The organism is Rhodoferax lacus, assembly GCF_003415675.1.
Taxonomy (GTDB): domain Bacteria; phylum Pseudomonadota; class Gammaproteobacteria; order Burkholderiales; family Burkholderiaceae_C; genus Allorhodoferax; species Allorhodoferax lacus.
Window position 1 is genome coordinate 1 of sequence record NZ_QFZK01000023.1, and the last position, 23,829, is coordinate 23,829.

At 63.7% G+C, this 23,829-nt stretch carries 17 protein-coding genes and 1 pseudogene; 12 read left to right on the top strand and 6 right to left on the bottom strand.

The window, feature by feature from the left end:
• Both DIC66_RS20120 and DIC66_RS20125 read left to right on the top strand, forming a co-directional pair.
• Positions 1-131, top strand: a pseudogene (locus DIC66_RS20120) (dihydrodipicolinate synthase family protein); the annotation flags it as partial.
• 78 nt (positions 132-209) lie between these two features.
• Positions 210-1,646, top strand: coding sequence for an aldehyde dehydrogenase family protein (locus DIC66_RS20125; RefSeq protein ID WP_117179973.1), 1,437 nt, complete (start codon positions 210-212; stop codon positions 1,644-1,646).
• 15 nt (positions 1,647-1,661) lie between these two features.
• Here DIC66_RS20125 and DIC66_RS20130 read toward each other — a convergent pair whose 3' ends face one another.
• Positions 1,662-3,125 (bottom strand): cryptochrome/photolyase family protein, encoded by a 1,464-nt coding sequence (locus DIC66_RS20130; RefSeq protein ID WP_117179974.1) that lies wholly within the window; start codon positions 3,123-3,125, stop codon positions 1,662-1,664.
• Between the two features lie 21 nt (positions 3,126-3,146).
• On the opposite strand from DIC66_RS20130, the gene DIC66_RS20135 reads away from it, so the two are divergent.
• The 7 genes from DIC66_RS20135 (at position 3,147) to DIC66_RS20165 (ending at position 8,651) form a co-directional block, all read left to right on the top strand.
• Positions 3,147-3,740: a YqgE/AlgH family protein gene (locus DIC66_RS20135; protein WP_117179975.1), complete on the top strand. Its 594-nt coding sequence runs from the start codon at positions 3,147-3,149 to the stop codon at positions 3,738-3,740.
• A complete protein-coding gene (gene ruvX, locus DIC66_RS20140) occupies positions 3,737-4,165 on the top strand; it encodes a Holliday junction resolvase RuvX (RefSeq protein ID WP_117179976.1) in 429 nt (142 codons plus the stop codon). Before DIC66_RS20135 ends, ruvX begins: the two co-directional genes overlap by 4 nt.
• A gap of 33 nt (positions 4,166-4,198) precedes the next feature.
• Complete coding sequence (locus DIC66_RS20145; RefSeq protein WP_147321368.1) at positions 4,199-4,621, top strand: BLUF domain-containing protein; 423 nt, start codon at positions 4,199-4,201, stop codon at positions 4,619-4,621.
• A 48-nt stretch (positions 4,622-4,669) separates the two neighbouring features.
• Positions 4,670-5,230, top strand: a complete 561-nt coding sequence (gene pyrR, locus DIC66_RS20150) for a bifunctional pyr operon transcriptional regulator/uracil phosphoribosyltransferase PyrR (RefSeq protein ID WP_117179978.1) — start codon at positions 4,670-4,672, stop codon at positions 5,228-5,230.
• 90 nt (positions 5,231-5,320) lie between these two features.
• Positions 5,321-6,283 carry an aspartate carbamoyltransferase catalytic subunit gene (locus DIC66_RS20155; RefSeq protein WP_117179979.1) on the top strand — a complete coding sequence of 321 codons (963 nt, stop codon included), beginning with the start codon at positions 5,321-5,323 and terminating at the stop codon, positions 6,281-6,283.
• A gap of 2 nt (positions 6,284-6,285) precedes the next feature.
• Positions 6,286-7,383: a histidinol-phosphate transaminase gene (gene hisC / locus DIC66_RS20160; protein ID WP_117179980.1), complete on the top strand. Its 1,098-nt coding sequence runs from the start codon at positions 6,286-6,288 to the stop codon at positions 7,381-7,383.
• Positions 7,380-8,651: a dihydroorotase gene (locus DIC66_RS20165; protein ID WP_117179981.1), complete on the top strand. Its 1,272-nt coding sequence runs from the start codon at positions 7,380-7,382 to the stop codon at positions 8,649-8,651. The genes hisC and DIC66_RS20165 overlap by 4 nt, the downstream gene beginning before the upstream one ends.
• A 20-nt stretch (positions 8,652-8,671) precedes the next feature.
• Here DIC66_RS20165 and DIC66_RS20170 read toward each other — a convergent pair whose 3' ends face one another.
• A complete protein-coding gene (locus tag DIC66_RS20170; RefSeq protein ID WP_117179982.1) occupies positions 8,672-10,861 on the bottom strand; it encodes a sensor domain-containing diguanylate cyclase in 2,190 nt (729 codons plus the stop codon).
• Positions 10,858-12,072, bottom strand: coding sequence for an HD-GYP domain-containing protein (locus tag DIC66_RS20175; RefSeq protein ID WP_117179983.1), 1,215 nt, complete (start codon positions 12,070-12,072; stop codon positions 10,858-10,860). Before DIC66_RS20175 ends, DIC66_RS20170 begins: the two co-directional genes overlap by 4 nt.
• A 197-nt stretch (positions 12,073-12,269) precedes the next feature.
• On the opposite strand from DIC66_RS20175, the gene DIC66_RS20180 reads away from it, so the two are divergent.
• Positions 12,270-12,791 carry a PAS domain-containing protein gene (locus tag DIC66_RS20180; RefSeq protein ID WP_233506026.1) on the top strand — a complete coding sequence of 174 codons (522 nt, stop codon included), beginning with the start codon at positions 12,270-12,272 and terminating at the stop codon, positions 12,789-12,791.
• Positions 12,766-14,637, top strand: coding sequence for a methyl-accepting chemotaxis protein (locus DIC66_RS20185; protein WP_117179985.1), 1,872 nt, complete (start codon positions 12,766-12,768; stop codon positions 14,635-14,637). Before DIC66_RS20180 ends, DIC66_RS20185 begins: the two co-directional genes overlap by 26 nt.
• Positions 14,638-14,706: 69 nt before the next feature.
• Here DIC66_RS20185 and DIC66_RS20190 read toward each other — a convergent pair whose 3' ends face one another.
• The 3 genes from DIC66_RS20190 to DIC66_RS20200 all read right to left on the bottom strand — a co-directional run bounded on the left by DIC66_RS20190 (position 14,707) and on the right by DIC66_RS20200 (position 23,080).
• On the bottom strand, positions 14,707-16,398 hold the full coding sequence (locus tag DIC66_RS20190) for a ShlB/FhaC/HecB family hemolysin secretion/activation protein (RefSeq protein WP_117179986.1): 1,692 nt from the start codon (positions 16,396-16,398) through the stop codon (positions 14,707-14,709).
• Positions 16,399-16,585: 187 nt separating this feature from the next.
• Positions 16,586-19,465: an NHL repeat-containing protein gene (locus DIC66_RS20195; RefSeq protein WP_117179987.1), complete on the bottom strand. Its 2,880-nt coding sequence runs from the start codon at positions 19,463-19,465 to the stop codon at positions 16,586-16,588.
• A 96-nt stretch (positions 19,466-19,561) separates the two neighbouring features.
• Positions 19,562-23,080, bottom strand: a complete 3,519-nt coding sequence (locus tag DIC66_RS20200) for a beta strand repeat-containing protein (protein WP_117179988.1) — start codon at positions 23,078-23,080, stop codon at positions 19,562-19,564.
• 164 nt (positions 23,081-23,244) lie between these two features.
• On the opposite strand from DIC66_RS20200, the gene DIC66_RS20205 reads away from it, so the two are divergent.
• Positions 23,245-23,811: a hypothetical protein gene (locus tag DIC66_RS20205; RefSeq protein ID WP_117179989.1), complete on the top strand. Its 567-nt coding sequence runs from the start codon at positions 23,245-23,247 to the stop codon at positions 23,809-23,811.
• Positions 23,812-23,829: the final 18 nt, after the last annotated feature.

Here is a 23,829-nt window from a genome sequence, read left to right on the forward strand (position 1 = left end):
TGAAGGCCGGCGGCATCATCGCCTGCGAAGACCCGCGCCATCCCTTTCCCGCCATGCACCCCGAAGTGCGCCGCGGCCTGCTGGACACCGCCAAACGCCTGGACCCACTGGTCCTGCGTTGGGGCCGCTAAGCCCGCCAAGCCCGTCACCGATTGCACGGCCATGGCCACGGCCACGGCGGCCGCTCCTTTTTTTCAAAGCATTGATCCATGACTGTTCATCACAACCTCATCAACGGCGAGTGGGTCTCTGGCCCCGCCTCCAGCCCCAACATCAACCCCAGCAACCTGGCCGATGTGGTGGGCGAATATACCCAGGGTGATGCCAGCCACGTGGAAGCCGCCGTGGCCGCCGCCCGCGCTGCCTTTCCCGCGTGGAGCACCAGCGGTATCCAGGCGCGTAGCGATGCACTGGACAAGATCGGCAGCGAGATACTGGCCCGCCGCGAAGAGCTGGGCACGCTGCTGGCACGCGAGGAGGGCAAGACCCGCCCGGAAGGCATTGGCGAGGTCACCCGTGCCGGCCACATCTTCAAGTTCTTTGCAGGCGAGTGCCTGCGCATGGCCGGTGACACGCTGCCCTCGGTGCGTCCGAACATCGGCGTGGAAATCACCCGCGAGCCCATCGGTGTGGTGGGCCTCATCACACCCTGGAACTTCCCCATCGCCATCCCGGCCTGGAAAGTTGCCCCGGCCCTGGCCTATGGCAACTGCGTGGTGCTCAAGCCGGCCGACCTGGTGCCGGGCTGCGCCTGGGCGCTGGCCGAGATCATCAGCCGCTCCGGCATTCCGGCCGGTGTGTTCAACCTGGTGATGGGCCCGGGCCGCGTGATTGGCGATGCACTGGTGCAGCATGCAGGCGTGGACGCCATCAGCTTCACCGGCTCGGTGGGTGTGGGCACGCGCATTGCGCAGACCTGCGCGCAGAACCTCAAGAAAGTGCAGCTGGAAATGGGTGGCAAGAACCCCCAGGTCATCCTGGACGACGCCGACCTGAACCAGGCCGTGGAGCTGAGCGTGCAGAGCTGCTTTTATTCCACCGGCCAGCGCTGCACGGCTTCGAGCCGCCTGATCGTCACCGACAAGATTTATCCGGCCTTCATCGCCGCCATGCAGGCCCGCATGGCACGCATTCAGGTGGGGGATGCCTGCGCCGCCGGTACCGACATCGGCCCGGTGGTGTCGCAAGCCCAGCTGGAGCAGGACCTGTCGTATGTGGAGATCGGCCAGGCCGAGGGTGCCACGCTGCTCACCGGTGGCCAACGCGTGCAGCGCGAGACCGAGGGTTTCTATTTGCAGCCCGCGCTGTTCGTGGACAGCACCGCCGCCATGCGCATCAACCGCGAGGAAATCTTCGGCCCCGTGGCCAGCGTGATCCGCGTGGCCGACTATGAAGAGGCCCTGGCCGTGGCCAATGACACGCCCTTTGGCCTCTCAGCCGGCATTGCCACCATGTCCCTCAAACACGCCACCCACTTCAAGCGCCATGCGCAGGCCGGCATGGTGATGGTCAACCTGCCCACCGCCGGGGTGGACTACCACGTGCCCTTTGGCGGGCGCAAGGGCAGCAGCTATGGTCCGCGTGAGCAGGGCACGTATGCCCGCGAGTTCTACACCACGGTGAAGACGGCCTATACGCTGGCCTGAGTTGCCAGGAAAAAACTACTTCTTCACCACCCCATAGCGCAGCAGCGTGCGCCCGCGCGCTGCCGCATGGTCCACCACAGGTAACGGATAGTCCTTGCCCAGTGTGACGCCTGCTGCAAGTAACTCCATGGGCTTGGCCATCCACGGCGCGTGGATGGCCTTGTCGCTCAAGCCTTTGAGGGCTGGCACATAGCGGCGTATGAACTTGCCCTGGGCATCGAACTTCTCGCTTTGGGTCACCGGGTTGAAGATGCGGAAGTAGGGCTGGGCATCGCAGCCGCTGGAGCTCACCCACTGCCAGCCGCCGTTGTTGGCCGACAGGTCAAAGTCGTTCAGGTGCGTGGCAAAGTAGCGCTCACCCCAGCGCCAGTCCAGCCCCAGGTGCTTGACCAGAAAACTGCCCGCCACCATGCGCAGGCGGTTGTGCATATAGCCGGTCTGGTTCAGCTGGGCCATGGCCGCATCCACCAGCGGGTAGCCGGTAGCGCCTGCGCACCAGGCGGCATACAGGGCGTCGGCGCGCTCGCCTTCTTCCCAAGCAATGGCGTCGTACTCGGGCTTGAAGGCGCCGGTGGCCACCTGCGGGAAGTTGGCCAATATCTGCACATAAAAGTCGCGCCACACCAGCTCGGCCAGCCAGGTCTGGGCACCTGTGCTGCCCTCGGCCATGCGCTGCCGGGCCAGGTTCACCAAATGGCGGATGGACACCGTGCCAAAACGCAGGTGCACGCCCAGGTAGCTGGGGCCTTTGACGGCGGGGAAGTTGCGCGTCTCGTCATAGCCGTCCATGCGGCCCACAAAATCGTCCAGCAGTGCGGCACCACCCGACAGGCCGGTGGGGATGGCCAGCGTCTGGAGGTTGGTGGTCTCAAAGCCCAGGTCCTGCAGCGTGGGCACCGCGTGCGCATGGGCCGCAGGTCTGGCGGCCAGTTGGGCGCAGGGCGTGGGCAGCGTGTGCAGAGGCTGCGGTGACGTCCCCAACTTGGCTAGCCAGGCGCGCAGGTAGGGTGTGAACACGCCATAGGGCTTGCCCATTTGGGTGAGCACCTCGCGCTCTTCAAACACCACGTGGTCCTTCATCTGCACCAGGCTTGCGCCCTGGGCCTGCAGGACCTTGTGCACGGCGGCATCGCGCTGCAAGGCGTAGGGCTCGTAGTCCTTGGCGGCAAACACGGCCTGGGCCTGCAGGGCCTTAGCCAGTGCGGGAATCTCGTGGCTGGCCGCGCCATGCAGCACGATCAAGCCGGCCTTGGTGTGGCCTGCGGCCTGGCGCAGTGCGGCATCCACTTCCACCAGCGATTCGCGGATGAATTCCACGCGCCGGTCCTGGCGGGGCAGGGCGTCCAGAATGGCCGTATCGAACACAAACACGCAGTGCACCTGCTGGCATTGCGCCAGCGCAGCGGCCAGTGCCGGGTTGTCCTGCACGCGCAGATCGCGCCGCAGCCAGACCAGGCCGGAGGGAAAAAGTTTTTGCATCGGTACCGCTAGAATGAAAACATGACCGGCGATTCTGCACCCATCAATCTCACCAACCACTTCCTGATAGCCATGCCCGGGCTGGAAGATGCCCTATTCGGCAAGAGTGTGGTGTATGTCTGCGAGCACACGGCCCGCGGCGCGCTGGGTCTGGTCATCAACAAGCCGTCCGACATGCAGCTGCCCGCGCTGTTTGGCAAGGTGGACCTGGACCTCAAACGCATGGACCTGTCGCACAGCCCGGTGTTCCAGGGCGGCCCGGTGCAGACCGAACGCGGCTTTGTGCTGCATGAACCAATCTACGTGGGCACCGACCAGGAGACGCTGTACGCCTCCACCATGAGCATTGCCGGTGGCCTGGAGATGACCACCTCCAAGGACGTGCTCGAAGCACTGGCCAGCGGTGCCGGGCCGCGCAGGGTGCTGATCACCCTGGGCTATGCAGCCTGGGGCGAGGGCCAACTGGAGTCCGAGTTGGGCGAGAACAGCTGGCTCACCGTAGACGCCACCCGTGAAGTGATTTTTGACACACCAGTGGAAGAGCGCTACGAGCGCGCCCTGGGCCTGTTGGGTCTGCAGTCCTGGATGATTTCCAGCCAGATCGGCCACGCATGAGCGGCGCCGCTGGCAGCAGCGCACCGGTGCCCGTACCTGCCAATCTGGTCACCTTCATGGCCTTTGACTATGGCGAGAAGCGCACCGGCGTGGCCGTGGGCAATCGTATGCTGGGCACGGCCCAGCCGCAGGGCTCCATCCATGCACTGGGCGATGCCCGCTTTGTGCAGATTGCCTTGCGCATCAAGGAATGGGAACCCCAAGCCCTGGTGATCGGCGTGCCCTACCACCCGGATGGCGCCGCACACGAGAACACCACACGCGCCAAAAAGTTTGGCCGCCAGTTGCATGGCCGCTTTGGCCTGCCGGTGTTTGAGGTGGATGAGCGCTACAGCACCACCGAAGCCCTCTCCAGTGGCGCCCGCGATGCGGACGCCGCCTCGGCCTGCATTATTCTGGAGCAATTTCTCAGGCAGCTCCTATAGTTGGCGAACCATCACCCCAAGAAGGACGCGGCCATGCAGCTGACCCAACTGATCTATGTGAGCGTGTTGGTGGACCGTGATGAATCCGTGCTGGGGTCTATCCTGGAATCCTCGGTGCGCCGCAACCTGCAAAACGGCATTACCGGCATGCTGCTGTATGCAGACGGCAACTTCATCCAGGCGCTGGAGGGCACCGAGGCCGCCGTGCTGGAAACCTACCAGCGCATTTGCAGCGACACGCGCCACGACTACGTCACCACCGTGCATGCCGATCCCTTGCGCGCGCGCTGTTTTGCCCAGTGGAGCATGGGTTTCAGGCAGCTGGGCAGCCAGGAGGCGGCAGATTTCCCGCAGTACGCCCCGTATTTTGAATACGGGTTTGACGCCAGCGCCCTGCAGGCGGCGCCCGGCGTTGCCCTGGACATGCTCAGGCTGTTCTGCGGCGGAGAAATGTGAGCAGGCCTTGAAACTAAAATGGCTGCACATTCCATGGGGCCAGACGCTATGAACCAGAACAACGAAGCAATCCACGCAGGCAACGGGCCCGCGCCCGGCGCACCCGCACCATCCGGCGGCCTGTTCCTGGATGCCGAGGCCCTGTACAAGGAGCTGCTGCGCGGCGTGCAAATGCTGATGCAGGCTGACAGCCGGTTGGTGGGAATCACCTCGGGCGGCGCCTGGCTGGTGGAGCGTCTGCAGCGCGACCTGCATCTGCCTGGCAAGCCCGGCGTGATCTCTTCTGCCATGCACCGCGACGACTTTGCCAAGCGGGGTCTGGCCAGCAGCGCGCAGACCCAGCTGCCCTTTGACATCAACGGCGCCCACATCGTCATCCTGGATGATGTGCTCTACACCGGGCGCACCCTGCGCGCTGTCATCAACGAGCTGTTTGACTACGGCCGCCCGGCCAGCGTCAAGCTCGCCGTGCTGGTGGACCGTGGCGGGCGCCAGTTGCCCGTGCAGGCCGACTTTGCTGCCGCCCGTGTGGCGCTGGGCGAGCAACAGTCTTTGGCCCTTGCGCGCAATGAAACCGGTGCGTTCAGCTTCGAAGTGAAAAACAAATGAACGTTAGCCCCCACGTTCATCACTTCGTGTATTCACTGCCCCCCAAGGGGGCGCAAGCCTTCCTTGGGGCGGCCCTGCGGAAGTCTTAATATGCTCTACAAACGTAACCCCCAACTCAACAAGAACGGCGAACTCATCCACCTGCTGTCGGTGGAGGGCCTGCCCAAAAGCATACTCACCCACATCCTGGACACCGCCACCAACTTTGTGTCGCTCAACGACCGCGAAGTGAAGAAGGTGCCGCTCCTGCGGGGCAAGAGCGTGTTCAACCTGTTCTTCGAGAACAGCACCCGCACCCGCACCACCTTCGAGATTGCCGCCACCCGCCTCTCGGCTGACGTCATCAACCTGGACATTGCGCGCTCCAGCGCCGCCAAGGGCGAGTCGCTCTTGGACACGATTGCCAACCTGAGTGCCATGGCTGCGGACATCTTTGTGGTGCGCCACAGCGAGTCCGGCGCGCCCTACCTGATTGCCCAGCATGTGGCGCCGCACGTGCATGTGATCAACGCCGGTGACGGCCGCCACGCCCACCCCACGCAGGGGCTGCTGGACATGTTCACCATCCGCCACTTCAAGAAAGACTTTGCCAACCTGACGGTGGCCATTGTGGGCGACGTGCTGCACTCGCGCGTGGCCCGCTCCGACATCCACGCCCTCACCACCCTGGGCTGTGCCGAGGTGCGCGTGGTCGGCCCCAAGACACTGGTGCCCAGTGACATGGCCTCGATGGGTGTGCGCGTTTGCCACACGCTGGAAGAGGGCATCAAGGACTGCGACGTGGTCATCATGCTGCGCCTGCAAAACGAGCGCATGAGCGGCGCGCTATTGCCCAGCACACAGGAATTTTTCAAGAGCTTTGGCCTGACGCCCGAGAAACTGCAACTGGCCAAACCGGATGCCATCGTGATGCACCCCGGCCCCATCAACCGCGGCGTGGAAATTGATTCGGCCGTGGTGGACGGCCCCCAAAGCGTCATCCTGCCGCAGGTGACCTTCGGCATCGCCGTGCGCATGGCGGTGATGAGCATCGTGGCAGGCAATGAAGCATGAATATGATTACTACATCCCCTTTTTGGAGCACCGGCATTGACCAACTGAAGGCGTATACGCCGGGCGAGCAGCCGCAAAGCGGCGGCTGGGTCAAGCTCAACACCAACGAGTGCCCGTACCCGCCGTCGCCCCGGGCGATTGCAGCGATTCAGGCCGCCACCGGTGAGCAGCTGCGCCTGTACCCGGACCCCAACGGCACAGCCTTCAAGGGCGCCATTGCCAGGCACTTTGGCCTGGGTGCAGACCACGTGTTTGTGGGCAACGGCTCTGACGAGGTGCTGGCCCACGCCTTTCTGGGCCTGCTCAAGCACAGCCTGCCCATCCTCTACCCGGATGTGAGCTACAGCTTTTATCCGGTGTACTGCGGGCTCTACGACATTGCCTACACGCAGGTGCCGTTGGGCCCCGACTTTGCGGTGAACGTGGCCGACTACTGCGTGCCCAACGGCGGCATCGTGCTGCCCAACCCGAACGCGCCCACCGGCATGGCGCTGGGCCTGGACCAATTGCGCGTGCTGCTGGGCGCCAACCGCAACTCCGTGGTGCTGATCGACGAGGCCTATGTGGACTTTGGTGCCGAGAGTGCGGCGTCGCTCATCCCCGAATTTGACAACCTGCTGGTGGTGCAGACCCTCTCCAAATCGCGCGCACTGGCCGGTTTGCGCGTGGGCTTTGCCCTGGGCCACCCGGCCCTGATCGAGGCGCTGGCGCGCGTCAAGGACAGCTTCAACTCCTATCCATTGGACCGGCTGGCCCTGGCCGGTGCGCAGGCCGCCATCGAAGACCAGGCCTACTTCGAGCAGATCACCGCTGCCGTGGTGAAGAGCCGCGACTGGCTCACCGCTGAGCTGACCCAATTGGGTTTCCACACCCTGCCAAGCAGCGCCAACTTCGTCTTCAGCAGCCACCCCGTGCACCCGGCCGCCGATCTGCTGGCTGCCCTGCGCGAACGCAAAATTCTGGTGCGCCACTTTGCCAAGGGACGCATTGCCAACCACCTGCGCATCAGCGTGGGCACGCAGCAGGAATGCGAAGCGCTGATTGACGCCCTGCAGCACATCGTGTCCCAGACCGCCCCCAAGAAAGAAGCCACAGCATGAACATCCTGATCCAGGGCGGCCGCGTCATCGACCCCGCCAGCCAGTTCGATGCACTGGCGGATGTGGCCATTGCCGACGGAAAGATTCTGGCCATCGGCAGCCTGCCCAGTGGCTTTGTGCCAGAAAAAACGATCAACGCCAGCGGCTGCATCGTGGCCCCCGGTCTTGTCGATTTGTCGGTGCGTCTGGGCGGCATGCTGGCTTCTGAGCTGGCCGCGGCTGTGGCCGGTGGTGTCACCAGCGTGGTCTGCCCGCCCGACACCGAGCCGGTGCTGGACGTGCCCGGTCTGGTGGAGATGCTGCACTACCGCTCCGAGCAACTCAGATTAGCCCGCGTGTTCCCGCTGGGTGCGCTTACCCGCAAGCTCGAAGGCGAAGTGCTGGCCGAAATGGCCAGCCTGACCGAGGCCGGTTGCGTGGGCTTCAGCCAGGCCGAGGTGCCGCTTGCCAACACCCAAGTGACGCAGCGCGCCCTGCAATACGCCAGCACCTTTGGGTTCACGGTGTGGCTGCGCCCGCAGGAACTGCACCTGGGCAAGGGTGTTGCGGCGAGTGGCGCGCTGGCCACGCGCCTGGGCCTCTCCGGTGTGCCGGTGGCCGCCGAGACGATTGCCCTGCATACCATTTTCGAGCTGGTGCGTGCCACCCGTGCCCGCGTGCACCTGTGCCGCATCAGCAGTGCTGCTGGCGTGGAGCTGGTGCGCCAGGCCAAGGCGGAAGGCCTGCCGGTGACTTGCGATGTGAGCATCAACTCGCTGCACCTGACCGATGTGGACATCGGCTTCTTTGACAGCCGCATGCGCGTGACCCCCGTGCTGCGCCAGCAGCGCGACCGCGACGCCCTGCGCGCGGCCCTGGCCGACGGCACCATCGATGCCCTGGTGTCCGACCACACACCGGTGGATGAAGACGCCAAGGCCTTGCCCTTTGCCGAGAGCGAACCGGGCGCCACCGGCCTGGAGCTGCTGCTGAGCCTGACGCTGAAGTGGGCCGCCGACAGCGGCGTGGGCCTGTCCGATGCCCTGGCCACCATCAGCAGCCGGCCGGCCGGTGTGTTGGGTACGTCGCTGTGCGCGCTGAGCGGTCAGCTGGGAACGTTGGGCGTAGGCCATGTGGCTGACCTGTGCGTGTTTGACGCCGCCGCACATTGGGAGGTGCAAGCCGCTGCGCTGCGCAGCCAGGGCAAGCACACGCCCTTTGGTGGCTACGAGCTGCCGGGCCGGGTGCGCGCCACGCTGGTGGGCGGCGCAATAGCCTTTGGCGCCTGAACGCTGGGGGCCGGTGCCGGTCAGGCTCCGGACTCGCTGCCAGCGTTGAAGAACTGATAGCGGTTGCGCCCGGCCTGCTTGGCCAGGTACATGGACTGGTCGGCGCGGCGCAGCAGCAAATCCACATGGGTGCCATCGCGCGGGTAGACGGCAATGCCCATGCTGGCTGACACCTGGATCAGCGCATCACCCACGGTGACCGGGTCCGCAGCCGCTTGGAGCAGGCGCTCCAGCACGGGCTGGGCATCGTCCGCTTGCTGCAGGTCCACCAGCACCGCCACAAACTCGTCACCACCGATGCGTGCCAGGGTGTCGCCATCGCGCAGGGCGCCCTTCATGCGCTGCGACAGCGCTATCAGCAGTTCATCACCCACGCCGTGGCCATGGTGGTCATTCACCGCCTTGAAGCCATCCAGGTCCAGGAACACCACGGCCAGCGTTTGCGCGCGGCGCTGTGTCTGGCTGATGGCCTGACGCAGACGGTCAGCCAGCAGCAGGCGGTTGGGCAGGTGGGTGAGGGCATCGAAATGCGCCAGGTCTTCCAGCCGCTTCTGGTAGTTCTTCATGGGCGTGATGTCCACCAGCAGCACCACGTAGTTGCGCACCGTGCCCTGGGCATCGGTGACGGCGCTGATGGTGACCATCTCGGCATAGGGCTCGCCACTCTTGCGCGTGCTCCAGACCTCGCCACTCCAGTGGCCTTGCGTGCCCAGGTCGCGCCAAAGGGACTCGTAGTAGCCCTCGGAGTGGGGCCCCTGCTGGAAGATGTGCGCCTGCTGGCCCAGCACCTCCTGGCGGGCATAGCCGGTGATGGTGGTGAAGGCCTTGTTGGCGTCGACGATGCGGGTGTCGGCATCGGTGATCACAATGCCTTCGCGCACGTGGCTGAACACATTGGCTGACAGTTGCAGTGTGTCGCGTGCCAGCTTGCGCTCGGTGATGTCGGTAAAGCTGGCTTGCACTGCGGGGGCCCCGGCGTACTGGATCAGGGTGGCGTGCATTTGCACATCAATCACCGACCCATCGAGCTTGAGCAGCTTGATCTCGACGGGCGGTGGATCGATGCCGGTTTCTTCCCGCAGCCGCAGGCGCTCCAGCGTACCCCCGCGGTAGTCTGCATGGGTCAGATCCACAATGGACAAACCCATCAAGTCCTGTGCTGCGGCGGCTCCGAGCGTACTGGCCGCTGCAGGGTTGGCATACACCACCAAGCGGTCCTGGTGCACGATGATGCCCATGGGCAAAAACTCCACCAGCGAGCGAAAACGTTCCTGGCTGTCGTGCAGGGCGGCTTCTGCGGCCTTGCGCTCGGTGATGTCGCGCAGCACTACATGGATGGCGTCCTGACCCTGGTACTGGATGGACGTGCCCTGCACCTCCACATCAAAGGCCGTGCCGTCCAGGCGCAAAAACCGCGACTCGGTCATGGGCTGTATGGTCATGCCGCCCACAATGGCCTGCATGCGCGAGAGCTGCTGGCTACGGTAGTCGGGGTGAATCAGCGTCTGTGTGCCAGTGCCGATCAGCTCGCTGGCATCACGTGCTCCAAAGGTGCGGACGGCAGCCGGGTTCGCATACAGGATGGTGCCCATGCGGTGCACCAGCACCGGGTCTGGCGAAAACTCCACCAGCGTGCGGTAACGCGCTTCGCTGTCACGCAGCTTGCGGGCTTCGGCATCCTTTTCAATGGCGATGCAGGCCAATGCAGCGCATTGCTGGATCAGCACCAGGTCTTCGGTATCCGGCGCGCGCTGTTCCCGGTAGTAAATGGCAAAGGTGCCCAATACCCGGCCTGTGGCCGAGAGCACCGGTTGCGACCAGCAGGCGGCCAGCCCGGCCTGTGCAGCCAGCGCTTTGTAGTTCGCCCAATAAGGGTGGCTTGCAATGTCCTCCACCACCACCCGCTCGCCCGTGTAGGCAGCGGTGCCACAGCTGCCCAGGCCGGGACCTATGGCCATGCCGGTCAGTGCAGCGCTGTAAAACGCAGGCAGGCTGGGTGCAATCACCCGCTCAAAGAAAGTGCCCTGTGCGTCCAGCAGCATCAGGCTGCACAGGGCGCCGGACCGTTGCTTTTCCAGGCCTTGCAGCAGGGTCTCCAGAATGTCGAGCAGGGGCTCGCTGGCCACCAGCATTTCCAGCACGCGGCTGCGGCACTCGGCATCCCATTGCACAGGCAAGCCCGGGCCGGGCAGATTGCCGGAAGCCGTCATCGCAGGTACAGCCCGGTGTTGATCTTCCACTTGGCAGCCGATTCACTGCTGACAATGCGCTCCTTGACCGTGGGCTTGGCCAGGTTCAGGTCGCGCGGTGCCACAACCATGTCACGCCGGCTGTCCAGCACCACGCGTACCACGGGCAGCAGCAGGTTGGCCTGATTGGTCTCGGTCACGATGGCCACCATGCCGCTGTCGAGCAGCACCAGGGTGCCCACCGGATAAATGCCCACGCACTGGATGAAGCGCTGCACCAGTTCGTTGTTGAACTGCTGCTTGGTCCAGCCAAAGATGCGTTGCAGCGCCTGTGAGGGTTCCATGGCGGGCCGGTAGGCACGGGTGGAGGTGAGCGCTTCGTACACATCCACAATGGCCGCCATTTGCCCCAGCGGGGCAATCTGGTCACCCTTGAGCCCTGCGGGATAGCCGCCGCCATCCATGTGCTCGTGGTGCTGGGCCACGATGGTGAGCGACAGATCCGAGATGCCCTCAATGTCACCCACGATGTCCACGCCATTGCCCACGTGGGCGCGGATCTGGGCGAACTCTTCGTCGGTCAGCGGGCCTGCCTTGTTGAGAATGGCGTCGGGCGTGTGCACCTTGCCCACGTCGTGCAGCAAGCCGCCAATGGCGGCCGCGCGTATGGTGCGGCGGTCCATGCCCATGTGGTGGCAAAAGTTGACCAGCAGCGCACTGACGTTGATGGAATGCTCAAAGGTGTAATGGTCTTTTTGCCGCACCCGGCCCAGGCAGGAGAGGGCGCCCGGGTTGCGCAGCACCGACTGGATCATCTTCTCGACCACCGGCTCCATGCGCTCGAGCTCCACCATGCGGCCCATGCGCACATCGGACATCACATCGGTCATGAGGATGCTGGCCTCACTCAGTACCACCTGTGCGGCCACCAGTTCTTCGCTGAGGGATGTGGGCTTGACCGGCGGCTCGGGGGAGGGCGGCAGGGGTGGCAGATCCAGGTCCAGATCCACATCGAGAGCCGGGGCAGCACTGGCGCCATCGGACTGCACATCCAGACCGCGCGCGGTGTCTATGGAGACCTTGCGTATGCCGTGGTCAATGATTTTATCAATTTCACTTTGCTGCGCTATCCGGAACTGGTTGACCAGAAAGGGGTGGGCCATCCATCCACACTCCATGTCGTGGATAAACATGCCAACCCGCAGTTGTTCGGAATCGATGCGTGTGATCATGGAGCGCTGGGCGGTGTATGCCAGATGCGTGGGAATCAGTGTATCAGGACCACTTTGGGCAAGGCTTACAGGTGCGTTAGCGCACGTTACGGTTGATGCATGTCAAGCAAGCTGTAGTGTCTGCCCGTGTTTTTCTTTCAGCCCGCCAAAAAAACGGAGATGATGCGCGGACATACAGGAAACCCCAGCGAGGCCCCATGAACCAGAGTACTCCAGCGCCTGCCCAGCGTGAGCGCGTGATGCGGGAAGATGACTTCCTGGTCTCCAAGACCGACCTCAAGGGGCGCATCACCTACGGCAACCGCATCTTCATTGAATATTCCGGCTACTCCGAGGCCGAGCTGCTGGGACGTCAGCACAACATCGTGCGCCACCCCGACATGCCGCGCGGCGTCTTCCAGTTCCTGTGGCATACGCTGGAATCGAAGCAGGAGTGCTTTGCCTATGTGAAGAACCGCTCCAAGGACGGTGGCTTCTACTGGGTGTTTGCCAACGTCACCCCTTCCTATGGTGCCGATGGCCGGGTGGATGGCTACTTCTCGGTGCGGCGCAAGCCGCGCGCCTCGGCGGTGACTGCGGTCAGCGCCTTGTACCGCCAGATGCTCCAGGAAGAACAGCGTGTGGGAACCAAGGCGGCCTGTGCCGCATCCCTGGCACTTTTGAACACCACACTGGCCCAACACGGAGTGAGCTATGAATCCTTCATTCTTTCGGTCTGAGTCCGTGCGTGCGGTAGCCATCGCACTCGCACTGTTGCTCCTGGGGCTGCTGGCGCAAGTGCTGTGGCTGGGCGTGTCGCCAATGGCCTGGTTGTGCCTGTTGCCAGCCTTGGTGCTGCTGGCTTGGACGCTGCGGCGCCAGCGCGCCCAGGCCCTGGTGCTGGCCCAGCTCAGCCAGATCGCCTCGGAAGTGGCACATGGCAAGTTTGACCACCGCCTGACCCACGTGGCAGAGGGCACCGAACTGGGTGATCTGTGCTGGAACATGAACGACATGCTCGACCAGATCGAGGCCTGCTTCCGTGAACAGGCTACCGCGCTGGCCAAAGCCGCAGAGGGCAGCTTTGCGCGCCGCTCGCAGACCACCGGCTTGCGCGGCGGATTTTTGGCCTCGCAGCAGGCCACCAACGCGTCGCTCTCCAGCATGGAAGACAAGGTCCGCCAGGAGCAGGCCGCCGCATTGGAGAAGCAGGCCACCCTGGCGCGCGAACAACTGGAAGCCAGCCAGAACCTGCGCATCAAGATGGCACTGGACAGCTTGCCCGAATGCGTGACGGTCTGCGACGACCAGTCCCTGCTGGTGCACGCCACACCGGCGGCCTTGGCGCTGCTGCAAAAACTCGCCAGCCCCGGCACCCTGGTGCAAGATTTGTTTGGCCAACGCCTGGGCACCCTGTTCAGCAAGGCAGAACTGGCCAACCGGTTTGAGGCCGCCACGCGCTCAGGCGAGATGGTGGACATGGAGGTTGCCGGGCGCCAGATCCGCCTGCGCGCCAAGCCCATCCGTTCCGCTTCCAACGCCACCATTGGCTGGGTCACGCACTGGCAGGACCGCACCGAAGAGCTCGCCTCCGAGCAGGAGCTCGCACACATGGTGGACGCCGCCGGCCAGGGCGACTTCAGCCGGCGCCTGTCGCTGGACGGCCGGGCCGGTTTCTTTGCCAGCATGTCCTCGGGCATGAACCAGCTCATGGACACCAGCGAACAGGGCTTGCAGGATGTGGCCACGCTGCTGGCGGCCTTTGCCCAGGGTGACCTGAGCCTGCGCATCCAGCGCAGCTATGCCGGCCTGTTCGGCGAAGTCATGGGCAACGCCAATGCCACCGCCGACAGCCTGGCGCGCGTGCTGGGCGAGGTGCGCGCTGCCACCGACGCACTCACAGACGCGGCCTCGCAGGTCAGTGACACCGCCACCTCGCTGTCGCAAGCGGCCAGCGAGCAGGCGGCCAATGTGGCCCAGACATCGGAATCGGTGGGGGCCATGTCGGTCTCCATCACGCACAACAGTGACAACGCCCGCATCACCAATGGCATGGCCACCAAGGCCAACCGCGAGGCCGCAGAAGGCGGAGAAGCGGTGGCGCAAACCGTGCTGGCCATGAAGCAGATTGCCTCGCGCATTGGCATTGTGGATGACATCGCCTACCAGACCAACCTGCTGGCGCTCAACGCCGCCATTGAGGCCGCGCGCGCTGGAGAACACGGCAAGGGCTTTGCCGTGGTGGCGGCCGAGGTGCGCAAGCTGGCCGAGCGCAGCCAGACCGCGGCCAAGGAGATTGGCGAGTTGGCAGCCAGCAGCGTGGCCACCGCCGAGCGCGCAGGTACCCTGCTGGAAGCCATCGTGCCCAGCATCCAGAAGACCAGCGAGCTGGTGCAGGAGATTGCCGCGGCCAGCAGTGAGCAAAGCGAAGCGGTGGAGATGATCAGCGGCGCCATGGGCCAGCTCAGCCAGGCCACGCAGCAAAACGCCTCGGCCTCCGAAGAGCTGGCTGCCACCAGCGAAGAGCTGTCGGCGCAGGCCGGGCAGCTGCAGCAGTCGATCGACTTCTTCAAGATCGGCGGCTGAAGCGTGGCCCTTGCAGCCGGATAACTTTCAAGCCGCGCTCTGGTTGGCCACCACCTTGGGTGTGCAAACTCAGAAGGGCACGCTCAACTGGAGCCACCAGCGGGTGGTCTCCAGGCTGCCGTCCTGGTCACGGCCTGTCACAGTGCGGTTGGGGTTGCGGCCTATGCGCTGGGCAACAGTTGCCAAGAGAGTGGCGCCATAAGGCCCTTTCCAGCCCAGCGACAGGCCAAAGCCGGAGAGGCTGTAGTCGCTTTTGCGGCTGTTCACGTGGCCGGTGTCATAGAAGCCGCTGAGCAAAAAGCCCTGGGGCAGCGCAAGGCGCAAATCCAGGTTGACCAATTGCCCCTGATCGCCCGCCCCCTCATTGGCCGGGTAGGCCCGCACGCCGTTGGCACCCCCCAGGTAAAAGCCCTCGGCAGCGTCCAGGCGCTGGTCGGTGATCTGTCCGCCAAGCGAGGCCAGCAGGCTGAGTGAGGGCGTGATGGTCTGGATGCGCTTGAGGTGGTAGCCCCACTTCTGAAAGCTCTTCGCAAGGGTGGTGTTTTCGGCAAGGTCCAGGTTGCCGTAATCGAGGGCACCACTGACCAGAGAGAGGGACGCCGTGTTGTAGCCGCCACCACCCAGCGCGTCGTGCAAGTTGCCGCTCAAGACAAGGCTAAGGTCATCGATCTGGTAGTCGGACTGCACCTCCTGGTTGGCCTCGTTGTGGTAACGCCTGCGGTCGTAGGCCAGGCCCATGGAGAGATTCTGCCAACGCGAGCGGATGAGTGGGTAGCTTGCCTCCAGTCCTGCGCCTTCGGAGTTGCCGCTGGCCTGGAGTGCGGAAAACTCGGCGCTTGTGAGCCGGTAGTTGAACTGGGAGGCATTGACCCCCACGCGCAGCCCGTTCGCGGTCACCGGCACGCTGTAGGCCAGGCGCACATAGTCGGAGCCCTCGGAGTGCAACACATCGCCGGACAGCCTGTCGCCCAGGCCCAGCGGGCTGTTGAGCTTGGCGCTGAGGATGATGCGCTCACTGCCGGTGCTGCGTGCACCCTGGTTGTCCATCTGCACATCGGCGGACAGCAGGGGTTGGTCGGTAAATTTCAGCACCAGTGCGGTCTGCCCGTCCGCCGTGCCTTCACTGAGTGCGCCGCTCACCGAAACGCCCGGCAGGTCATCGGCCAGCAACAACACACGCTCCACTGCGGCAACGTTGAGCGGTGCGCCTTCCTTGAGGTTGGCGGCGGCGATTGCCAGCACATTGCTCATTTTCAGGCGCACGGGTTCGGGGCCGGATGTGTTGGCACCCGAAAACACCGCTTCAACAATCTGGATGTGCACCTCACCACCGGCAACGTCCTGCCGGGGCAGGAAGGCACGCGCCACCCAGCCCGCCTCGCGGTAGCTGGCCGCCACAGCGGCCGCAGCGGCCCGCAACTCTTCAAATCGCAGCGGACGGTTCAGGTAAGGCTGCACCACGCCCAGCAGTTGCGCATTGGACAGCAGTGTGTTGCCCGTAAAGCGGAAGCCGCTGACGGTGACCACCTCGCGGCTGTCCGGGCCCATGCCTTCTGTGGTTTGCGGGATGGTGAATTGGGGTTGCTTGGGCGGCTCGTCGCGAACACGCTCGCGCTCAATTTGTTGGCGCAGGGCGCCGGCGCCGGGCGCGACCTGCGCCTGGGCAGCGTCCCAGGCCAGCAGGGCACACACCAGGATGCCTGGCCAGGCCGGTGCAGCGGCCTTGTATGCATTGAGACTTGATGTGGTGCAGGTTGTCATACGGCATCCAGTTGATTGCTTGGCAAACTTCAGTGCATGCACGCTGGTGTGTGCGATGGAACCAAACCCTCCCGTGGTGTCTGGCGAAGGGAATTTCACATGGATAAAATTTTTTGGGCAAGCATTGGTCTGCTGATCAGCCCCTATTCAAGCCAGCGCCGGGCGCTGGCTTTGGGGCGCCGGGCAATCAATGCACTTTGACCAGCACACGGCTATAGGCATCCATCACATACAGGTTGGTGCCATCGGATACCAAACTGAGCGCGCGGTAGAACCGCAGATTGCGATTGGGGGTTGCGGCGGTGCTGGGGGCCGTATTGTTGTCGATCAGATACGAAAAACTGGGGTTGTACGGAGGGGGGAGGTGCAGGGTGCCACCGGGGTTGTTGGTCCAGTCGTTTTCCAGAGTGCCCACCAGCGTGCTCACCACGCCAGTGGCCAGGTTCATTTGCTGCAATGACTGCCGTCCCCTGTTGGGGTCGCCCGCCATAAAGTACAGGTTGGTACCATCGGTCGTCAGGCCGTACATGTAGCCTGCCAGACTCATCAGGTTCGGTTTTTGCGTGCTGCCCGGTGCCGGATAGGTAAACGTGCAAGCTCTACACTGGCTATCCGTTAATAGTCCGGCAATGGTGGTGACCGTATTGGTGGCAAGGTCCACTGCGCGGATGGTGTTACCGATTAGGTCACTCACATACATGGTAGTGCCCGCTTGGTTGATTACAAAGTTTGCGGGTTGGAGGAATCCGGCAGCGGTACCTATCCCATCAACATCCATGGTATTCGTGGTGTTACCCAGAGGGACGCTTACCGCACCCGTGGCAATGTTGACCTTGCTGATGACGTTCGTGTCACCACCCGTGTACAGCGTGGTGCCATCGGGGGTGATGGCCAGCCCCTTTGGGAAGTACGTATTGCCAGCAGTAATGGTCGCTATGGTGGTCACCGCATAGGGTGGGCTGAGCGATATTTTGCGGATGGAATGGTTGTTGGAATCGGCCAGGTACAGGTTGGCCCCATCGGTGGTCAAACCATTGGCGCTTCCGCCAAAGACGGCGTTCAGGCCGATTGGCGCATCCACCGCAGCGTTGCCGGATGTCAGACTGCCGGCAATGGTGGTTGTCGCATACGGTGGGGTGAGCGACACTTTGCGGATGACCGACACCCCGACAGTGCTCTGGAATTCGACTATATAAACATAGGCACCATCGGTGGTGGAGCCATATGCGATGTCAAACGCCGCATTCACCCCCACCGCGTTGTCACACGGTGCGGTGCAGGTCCCACCCCCGGCCATGGTGGTGACAAGCACGCCCGGCACGGCATTGGGTGTGCCCGCGCCCGACAGGGCCGGGGTCAGTGGCACGGCAGTGTTGGGTGTACCGCCCACACCCAGGCAGGTGATGGCCACACTGGTGATATTGGTGGTGACGTTGCTGCCCGTGCCGTTGACACCGCAGACCTGGGCAAGTGGCTGGGTTGCCACGGTGATGTTGTAGCCGCTGCCCGTGGCCACAGGGACTGGCATGCTGAAGCTGCCATTGGCGCTGAGTGTGATGGAGTTGGCGGTGTCGCCATTGTTCACCACGGTCAGGCTTTTGCCACTGAGCAGGCCCGTGACCGTGCCGCCTATGCTAAAGCTGCCAGAGGCAGTCGTGGCGCAGACCACGCTGACGTTGGTGACGTTGGTAGCCATGTAGGCCAGGGTGCCGTTGCTGACGGTGCAGGTCTGGCCTGTGGGTTGGGCGGCCACGCTGACGTTGTAGCTGCCACCCAGGGCCACGGGCACGCCCAAGGTGAAGCCGCCGTTGGACGTGACAGCCAGGGCGCTGGCCGGGTCGCCGTTGTTGATCAGGGTGAGCGTGCCGCCAGTGAGTCCGGCAATGCTGCCCCCGACGTTGAAGCTGGTGGTGCCGTTGCCGCCTCCGCCGTTTACGCCGCCGGTGCCAGCGCCCCCGCCCGTGAGCCCGGGGGTGATGGTGGTGCCGGTGCTGGGAACGCAAACGACGTTGATGGTGCTGATGTTGGCCACCACGCCGGCCCCGGTGGCGTTGGCCACCGAGCAGAACTGGCCGCTGGGCTGGCCACTGACGGTGACGGCGTAGTTGCTGCCTGCTGCCACAGGCAGGCCAAAGGTAAAGCCGCCGTTGGCCGTGACGGCCAGGGCATGGGCCACATCCCCATTGTTGACCAGGGCAACGGTGCCACTCAGGCCGGTGATGGTGCCGCCGATGTTGAAGGTGGTGGTCCCATTGCCGCCGCCGCCCGTTACGCCACCCGTGCCCGCACTGCCGCCGGAGCTGCCCGCACCGATGGTGGTGCCGGAGCTTGCCACGCATTGGATGTTGACATTGCTGATGTTGGCCGCACCCATTGCGCCATTGCCGTTGCTGATGGTGCAGAACTGGCCAGCGGGCGTGCTGCCGATGGTGACAGCGTAGCTGCTGCCCACGACCACGGGCAGACCCAAGGTGTAACCGCCGTTGGATGTAGCAGTGAGGGCGTGGGCTGCATCACCGTTGTTGACGAGGGTGATGGAGCCGACCAGGCCACTGATCACACCCCCCACATTGAAGGTGGTGGTTCCGTTGCCATTGCCACCAGCGCCGCCCGTGCCAGGGCCGCCGGGGGCGCTGGGGTTGGTGCTGCCACCCGAGCTGCCGCCACCTGTGGTGGTACCAGCGCTGGCTACGCATTGGACGTTGACTTTGCTGACGGTGGCTGTGACACCCATCCCGGCGCCGTTGCTGACCGAGCAGAACTGGCCGCTGGGCTGTCTGCTGATGGTGACAGCGTAGCTGCTGCCCGCAGCGACAGGGCTGGACAGCGTGTAGCTGCCGTTGGTTGTGACAGTAAAGGTGGTGTCGGGGTCGCCGTTGTTGATGAGGCTAAGCCGGGTACCTGTGGCCAAGCCTGTGATGGTGCCGCCAATTTTGAAGGTGGCAGCATCACTACTTTCACCATCACCGCAGGCGCTGAGCAGGCCAAGGCACAGGGTGATCAGGCTGGTGGATACGAGGCGGGCTGTGGTGAGACCACTGTGCTGGTACAGGATTGGTTTTTTCATGCTGCTCCCTCTGAGGCCTATTCAAAAACTCGCAAAAAGTTTTTGCAGAATTTGAGGGGCATTTCACATGGATGGAATTTATTGGACAAGCATTCGTCAATGCACTTTGACCAGCACGCCGCTACTTGAATCCAGCACATACAGGTTGGTGCCATCCGATACCAAACTGAGTGCAAAGCTAAACCGCAGGTTGGCATTGGGGGTTACGGTCGTGCTGGGTGCGCTGGTGTTGTTGATCAACACAGAGGCGTTGGAAGTGCCCACCAGCGTGGTCACCAAACCAGTGGCCAGGTTCATTTGCTGCAACGACTGGAACCCATTGTTGGGGTCGCCCGCCATGAAGTACAGGTTGCTGCCATCGGTCGTCAATCCCATCATGCTGCCTGCCAAATGCACCGGGGTCGGTTTTTGCAAGCTGCCCGGTGCCGGATAGGTAAACACGTTTCCTACAGCATCAGTCAAATCTCCGGCAATGGTGGTGACTGCATTGGTGGCAAGGTCGACGGCACGGATGGTCACACCATAGTAGCCAATCACATACAGGGTGGTACCCGCTTGGTTGATTACCAAGTTGAGGGGTTGGTAGAACCCGGCAGCGGTGCCCACCCCGTCAACATCGGAGTTGATGCCGTTGCCCAGAGGCACACTCACCGCACCCGTGGCAATGTTGACCCGGCTGATCTTGCCATTGTCACCACCCGTGTACAGCGTGCTGCCATCGGGGCTGATGGCCAAGCCCCATGGGCCGTAAGTTCCACCATCAATGCTTGCTAAAGTGGTCACCGCATACGGTGGGCTCAAGGATATTTTGCGGATCGAATGGCTCAGGGAATCGGCCATGTACAGATTGGCCCCATCGGAGGTCAGACCATTCCAGCACGGGCCAAGGACGGCGTTCAGGCCAATGGGCGCATCCACCGCAGTGGTGCCAGATGGATTGCCGGCAATGGTGGTTACCGCATACGGCGGTGTTAGCGACACTCTGCGGATGACCAAGGGACCGGCAACGTAGTCGATCGCATCGGCGATGTAAACATAGTTGCCATCGGTGGTGGCAGCTTCTGCGCCTATGAATGCCGCATTCACCCCCACCGCGTTATCACACGGTGCGGTACAGGTGCCGCCCCCGGCCATGGTGGTCACAAGCACGCCCGGCACGGCATTGGGTGTGCCCGCACCTGACAGGGCCGGGGTCAGTGGCACCGGGGCGATGGCCATACCGCCCGCACCCAGGCAGGTGATGGCAACACTGGTGATGTTGGCAGTGACGTTGCTGCCCGTGCCTTTGACACCGCAGACCTGGGCCGCAGGTTGGGCTGCCACCGTGATGTTGTAGCCGCTGCCCGCTGCCACAGGGACTGGCATGGTGAAGCTGCCATTGGCGCTGAGGGTGATGGGGTTGGCGGTGTCGCCATTGTTTACTACGGTCAGGCTTTTGCCACTGAGCAGGCCCGTGACCGTGCCACCTATGCTAAAGCTGCCAGAGGCAGTCGTGGCGCAGACCACGCTGACGTTGGTGACGTTGGCAGCCATGTAGGCCAGGGTGCCGTTGCTGACGGTGCAGGTCTGGCCTGTGGGTTGGGCGGCCACGCTGACGTTATAGCTACCACCCAGGGCCACGGGCACGCCCAAGGTGAAGCCGCCGTTGGACGTGACAGCCAGGGCGCTGGCGCTGTTGCCGTTGTTGATCAGGGTGAGCGTGCCGCCACTGAGTCCGGCAATGCTGCCCCCGACGTTGAAGGTGGTGCTGCCGTTGCCGCCTCCGCCTGTTACACCGCCGGTGCCAGTGCCCCCGCCCGCAAGTCCGGGGGTGGTGGTGGTGCCGTTGCTGGCAACGCAGACGACGTTGATGGCGCTGATGTTGGCCACCACACCGGCTCCGGTGGCGTTGGCCACCGAGCAGAACTGGCCGCTGGGCTGGCTGCTGACGGTAACGGCGTAATTGCTGCCTGCTGCCACAGGCAGGCCAAAGGTAAAGCCGCCGTTGGCCGTGACGGCCAGGGCATGGGCCACATCCCCATTGTTGACCAGGGCAACGGTACCACTCAGGCCGGTGATGGTGCCGCCGACGTTGAAGGTGGTGGTGCCGTTGCCACCGCCGCCCGTTACGCCGCCCGTGCCCGCACTGCCGCCGGAGCTGCCCGCACCGATGGTGGTGCCGTTGCTGGCCACGCATTGGATGTTGACGTTGCTGACGTTGGCCCCGACCACGCCTGCTGCGTTGCTGACCGAGCAGAACTGGCCGCTGGGCTGTCTGCTGACAGTGACTGCGTAGCTGCTGCCAGCCACCACCGGCACACCCAAGGTGTAGCCGCCGTTGGCCGTGGTCGTAAGCGCAGTGGCGGGGTCGCCGTTGTCAATCAGGGTGATGGTGCCGCTAAGGCCACTGATAACACCCCCCACATTGAAGGTGGTGCTGCCGTTGCCATTGCCACCAGAACCGCCCGTGCCGGGTCCACCAGACACCGTGGGGTCGGTACCGCCACCCGAGCTGCCGCCACCGGTGGTGGTGCCGGCGCTGGCTGTGCATTTGATGTTGACGTTGCTGATGTTGGCCGTACCCATTACGCCAATGCCGTTGCTGACCGAGCAGAACTGGCCCGCGGGCATGCTGCCGATGGTGACAGCGTAGCCGCTGCCCACGACCAGAGGCACACCCAAGGTGTAGCCGCCGTTTGATGTGGCAGTGAGGGTGTGGGCTACATCGCCGTTGTTGATGAGGGTGATGGAGCCGCCAAGGCCACTGATAACACCACCCACATTGAAGGTGGTGCTGCCGTTGCCATTGCCACCAGCGCCGCCGGTGCCGGGGCCACCGGGAACCGTGGGGTCGGTGCCGCCACCGGAGGTGCCTCCACCGATGGTGGTGCCGGAGCTGGCTATGCATGTGATGTTGACATTGCTGACATTGGCCGCACCCATTGCGCCACTGCCGTTGCTGACGGTGCAGAACTGGCCAGCGGGCATGCTGCCGATGGTGACAGCGTAGCCGCTGCCCACGACCACGGGCAGACCCAAGGTGTAGCCGCCGTTGGAGGTGGCAGTGAGGGCGTGGGCTGCATCGCCGTTGTTGATGAGTGTGATGGAGCCGACCAGGCCGCTGATCACACCGCCTACATTGAAGGTGGTGGTGCCGTTGCCATTGCCACCAGCGCCGCCCGTGCCAGGGCCGCCGGGGGCGCTGGGGTTGGTGCTGCCACCCGAGCTGCCGCTACCTGTGGTGGTGCCAGTGCTGGCGACGCATTGGACGTTGACTTTGCTGACGTTGGCTGTAACACCCGCCCCGGCACCGTTGCTGACCGAGCAGAACTGGCCCGAAGGCATGCGGCTGATGGTGACTGCGTAGCTACTGCCCGCTGCTACGGGGCTGGACAGGGTGTAGCTGCCGTTGGCTGTGACAGTAAAGGCGGAGTCGGGGTCGCCGTTGTTGATGAGGCCAAGCCGGGTACCTGCGGCCAAGCCTGTGATGGTGCCGCCAACGTTGAAGGTGGCAGCATTCCCACTGTCATCCTCACCGCAGGCGCTGAGCAGGCCAAGGCACAGGGTGATCAGGCTGGTGCATACGAGGCGGGCTGTGGTGAGACCACCGAACTGGCACTGGACTGGTTTTTTCATGCTGCTCCCTCTGAGGCCTATTCAAAAACTCGCAAAAAGTTCTTTCAGAATTTGTGGGGCATTTCACTTGGAAAGATTTTTTTGGGCAAGCAGCCGTCTGGATGGTTTGCGTCGGCGGTGAATCACCCGCAGGATTGGGTCAAAATAGGCCCAAGGAGCATCTTGTGGAAACAACACCCGAAGCCATTACCCGCACCCAGGACCGGCACAGCCACATCAGCATCCGGCTGCAGTTGCAGGACGGGGGCAGCTGGGAGTTCCTGGACGCCATTGGCTGGAACACGGTGGGCTTCAACTTCTACTTTGCCCGTGCGCTGGAGGGCCCGCAGCTTGAATTCAAGCGCGGGCTGTTTCACTTCACCGGCACACTGGCCTGGAGCGCTCCCAATTTTGATGACGAGGTGGTGCAGTCCGCCATCGTCAACGAGCTGGTCTACAAGCGCGCCAAGGATGTCAGCACCGATGCCAGCCTGAACGCCCGCCTGCTGCGGCTCATACGCGTGCCCGGCATGGTGGAGCAAAAGCGTCGCATACTGGCCTCGCTGGGCCTGGACATCGTGGACGCCAAGCTGGCCCAGTTGGTGGACAAGCGCAAGCAGGAGAGGCCGCTGTTCCACTACGGTGTGCAGGTGCAGTCGGAGGTGTGGTCGGCGGTGGCGGAAAAGGCGCTGGACATGTCCTCCGCGGTGATTGCGCTGGAAGCCTGGTCCAAGTCCCTGCACAAGAAGTAGCCGCCCTGCGCGGCAATA

Excerpts from the sequence above, each read along its gene's own strand:
- DIC66_RS20125 (WP_117179973.1), top strand. The coding sequence starts at position 210 with ATGACTGTTCATCACAACCTCATCAACGGCGAGTGGGTCTCTGGCCCC.
- DIC66_RS20130 (WP_117179974.1), bottom strand. The coding sequence starts at position 3,125 with ATGCAAAAACTTTTTCCCTCCGGCCTGGTCTGGCTGCGGCGCGATCTG.
- DIC66_RS20135 (WP_117179975.1), top strand. The coding sequence starts at position 3,147 with ATGACCGGCGATTCTGCACCCATCAATCTCACCAACCACTTCCTGATA.
- ruvX (WP_117179976.1), top strand. The coding sequence starts at position 3,737 with ATGAGCGGCGCCGCTGGCAGCAGCGCACCGGTGCCCGTACCTGCCAAT.
- DIC66_RS20145 (WP_147321368.1), top strand. The coding sequence starts at position 4,199 with ATGCAGCTGACCCAACTGATCTATGTGAGCGTGTTGGTGGACCGTGAT.
- pyrR (WP_117179978.1), top strand. The coding sequence starts at position 4,670 with ATGAACCAGAACAACGAAGCAATCCACGCAGGCAACGGGCCCGCGCCC.
- DIC66_RS20155 (WP_117179979.1), top strand. The coding sequence starts at position 5,321 with ATGCTCTACAAACGTAACCCCCAACTCAACAAGAACGGCGAACTCATC.
- hisC (WP_117179980.1), top strand. The coding sequence starts at position 6,286 with ATGATTACTACATCCCCTTTTTGGAGCACCGGCATTGACCAACTGAAG.
- DIC66_RS20165 (WP_117179981.1), top strand. The coding sequence starts at position 7,380 with ATGAACATCCTGATCCAGGGCGGCCGCGTCATCGACCCCGCCAGCCAG.
- DIC66_RS20170 (WP_117179982.1), bottom strand. The coding sequence starts at position 10,861 with ATGACGGCTTCCGGCAATCTGCCCGGCCCGGGCTTGCCTGTGCAATGG.
- DIC66_RS20175 (WP_117179983.1), bottom strand. The coding sequence starts at position 12,072 with ATGATCACACGCATCGATTCCGAACAACTGCGGGTTGGCATGTTTATC.
- DIC66_RS20180 (WP_233506026.1), top strand. The coding sequence starts at position 12,270 with ATGAACCAGAGTACTCCAGCGCCTGCCCAGCGTGAGCGCGTGATGCGG.
- DIC66_RS20185 (WP_117179985.1), top strand. The coding sequence starts at position 12,766 with ATGAATCCTTCATTCTTTCGGTCTGAGTCCGTGCGTGCGGTAGCCATC.
- DIC66_RS20190 (WP_117179986.1), bottom strand. The coding sequence starts at position 16,398 with ATGACAACCTGCACCACATCAAGTCTCAATGCATACAAGGCCGCTGCA.
- DIC66_RS20195 (WP_117179987.1), bottom strand. The coding sequence starts at position 19,465 with ATGAAAAAACCAATCCTGTACCAGCACAGTGGTCTCACCACAGCCCGC.
- DIC66_RS20200 (WP_117179988.1), bottom strand. The coding sequence starts at position 23,080 with ATGAAAAAACCAGTCCAGTGCCAGTTCGGTGGTCTCACCACAGCCCGC.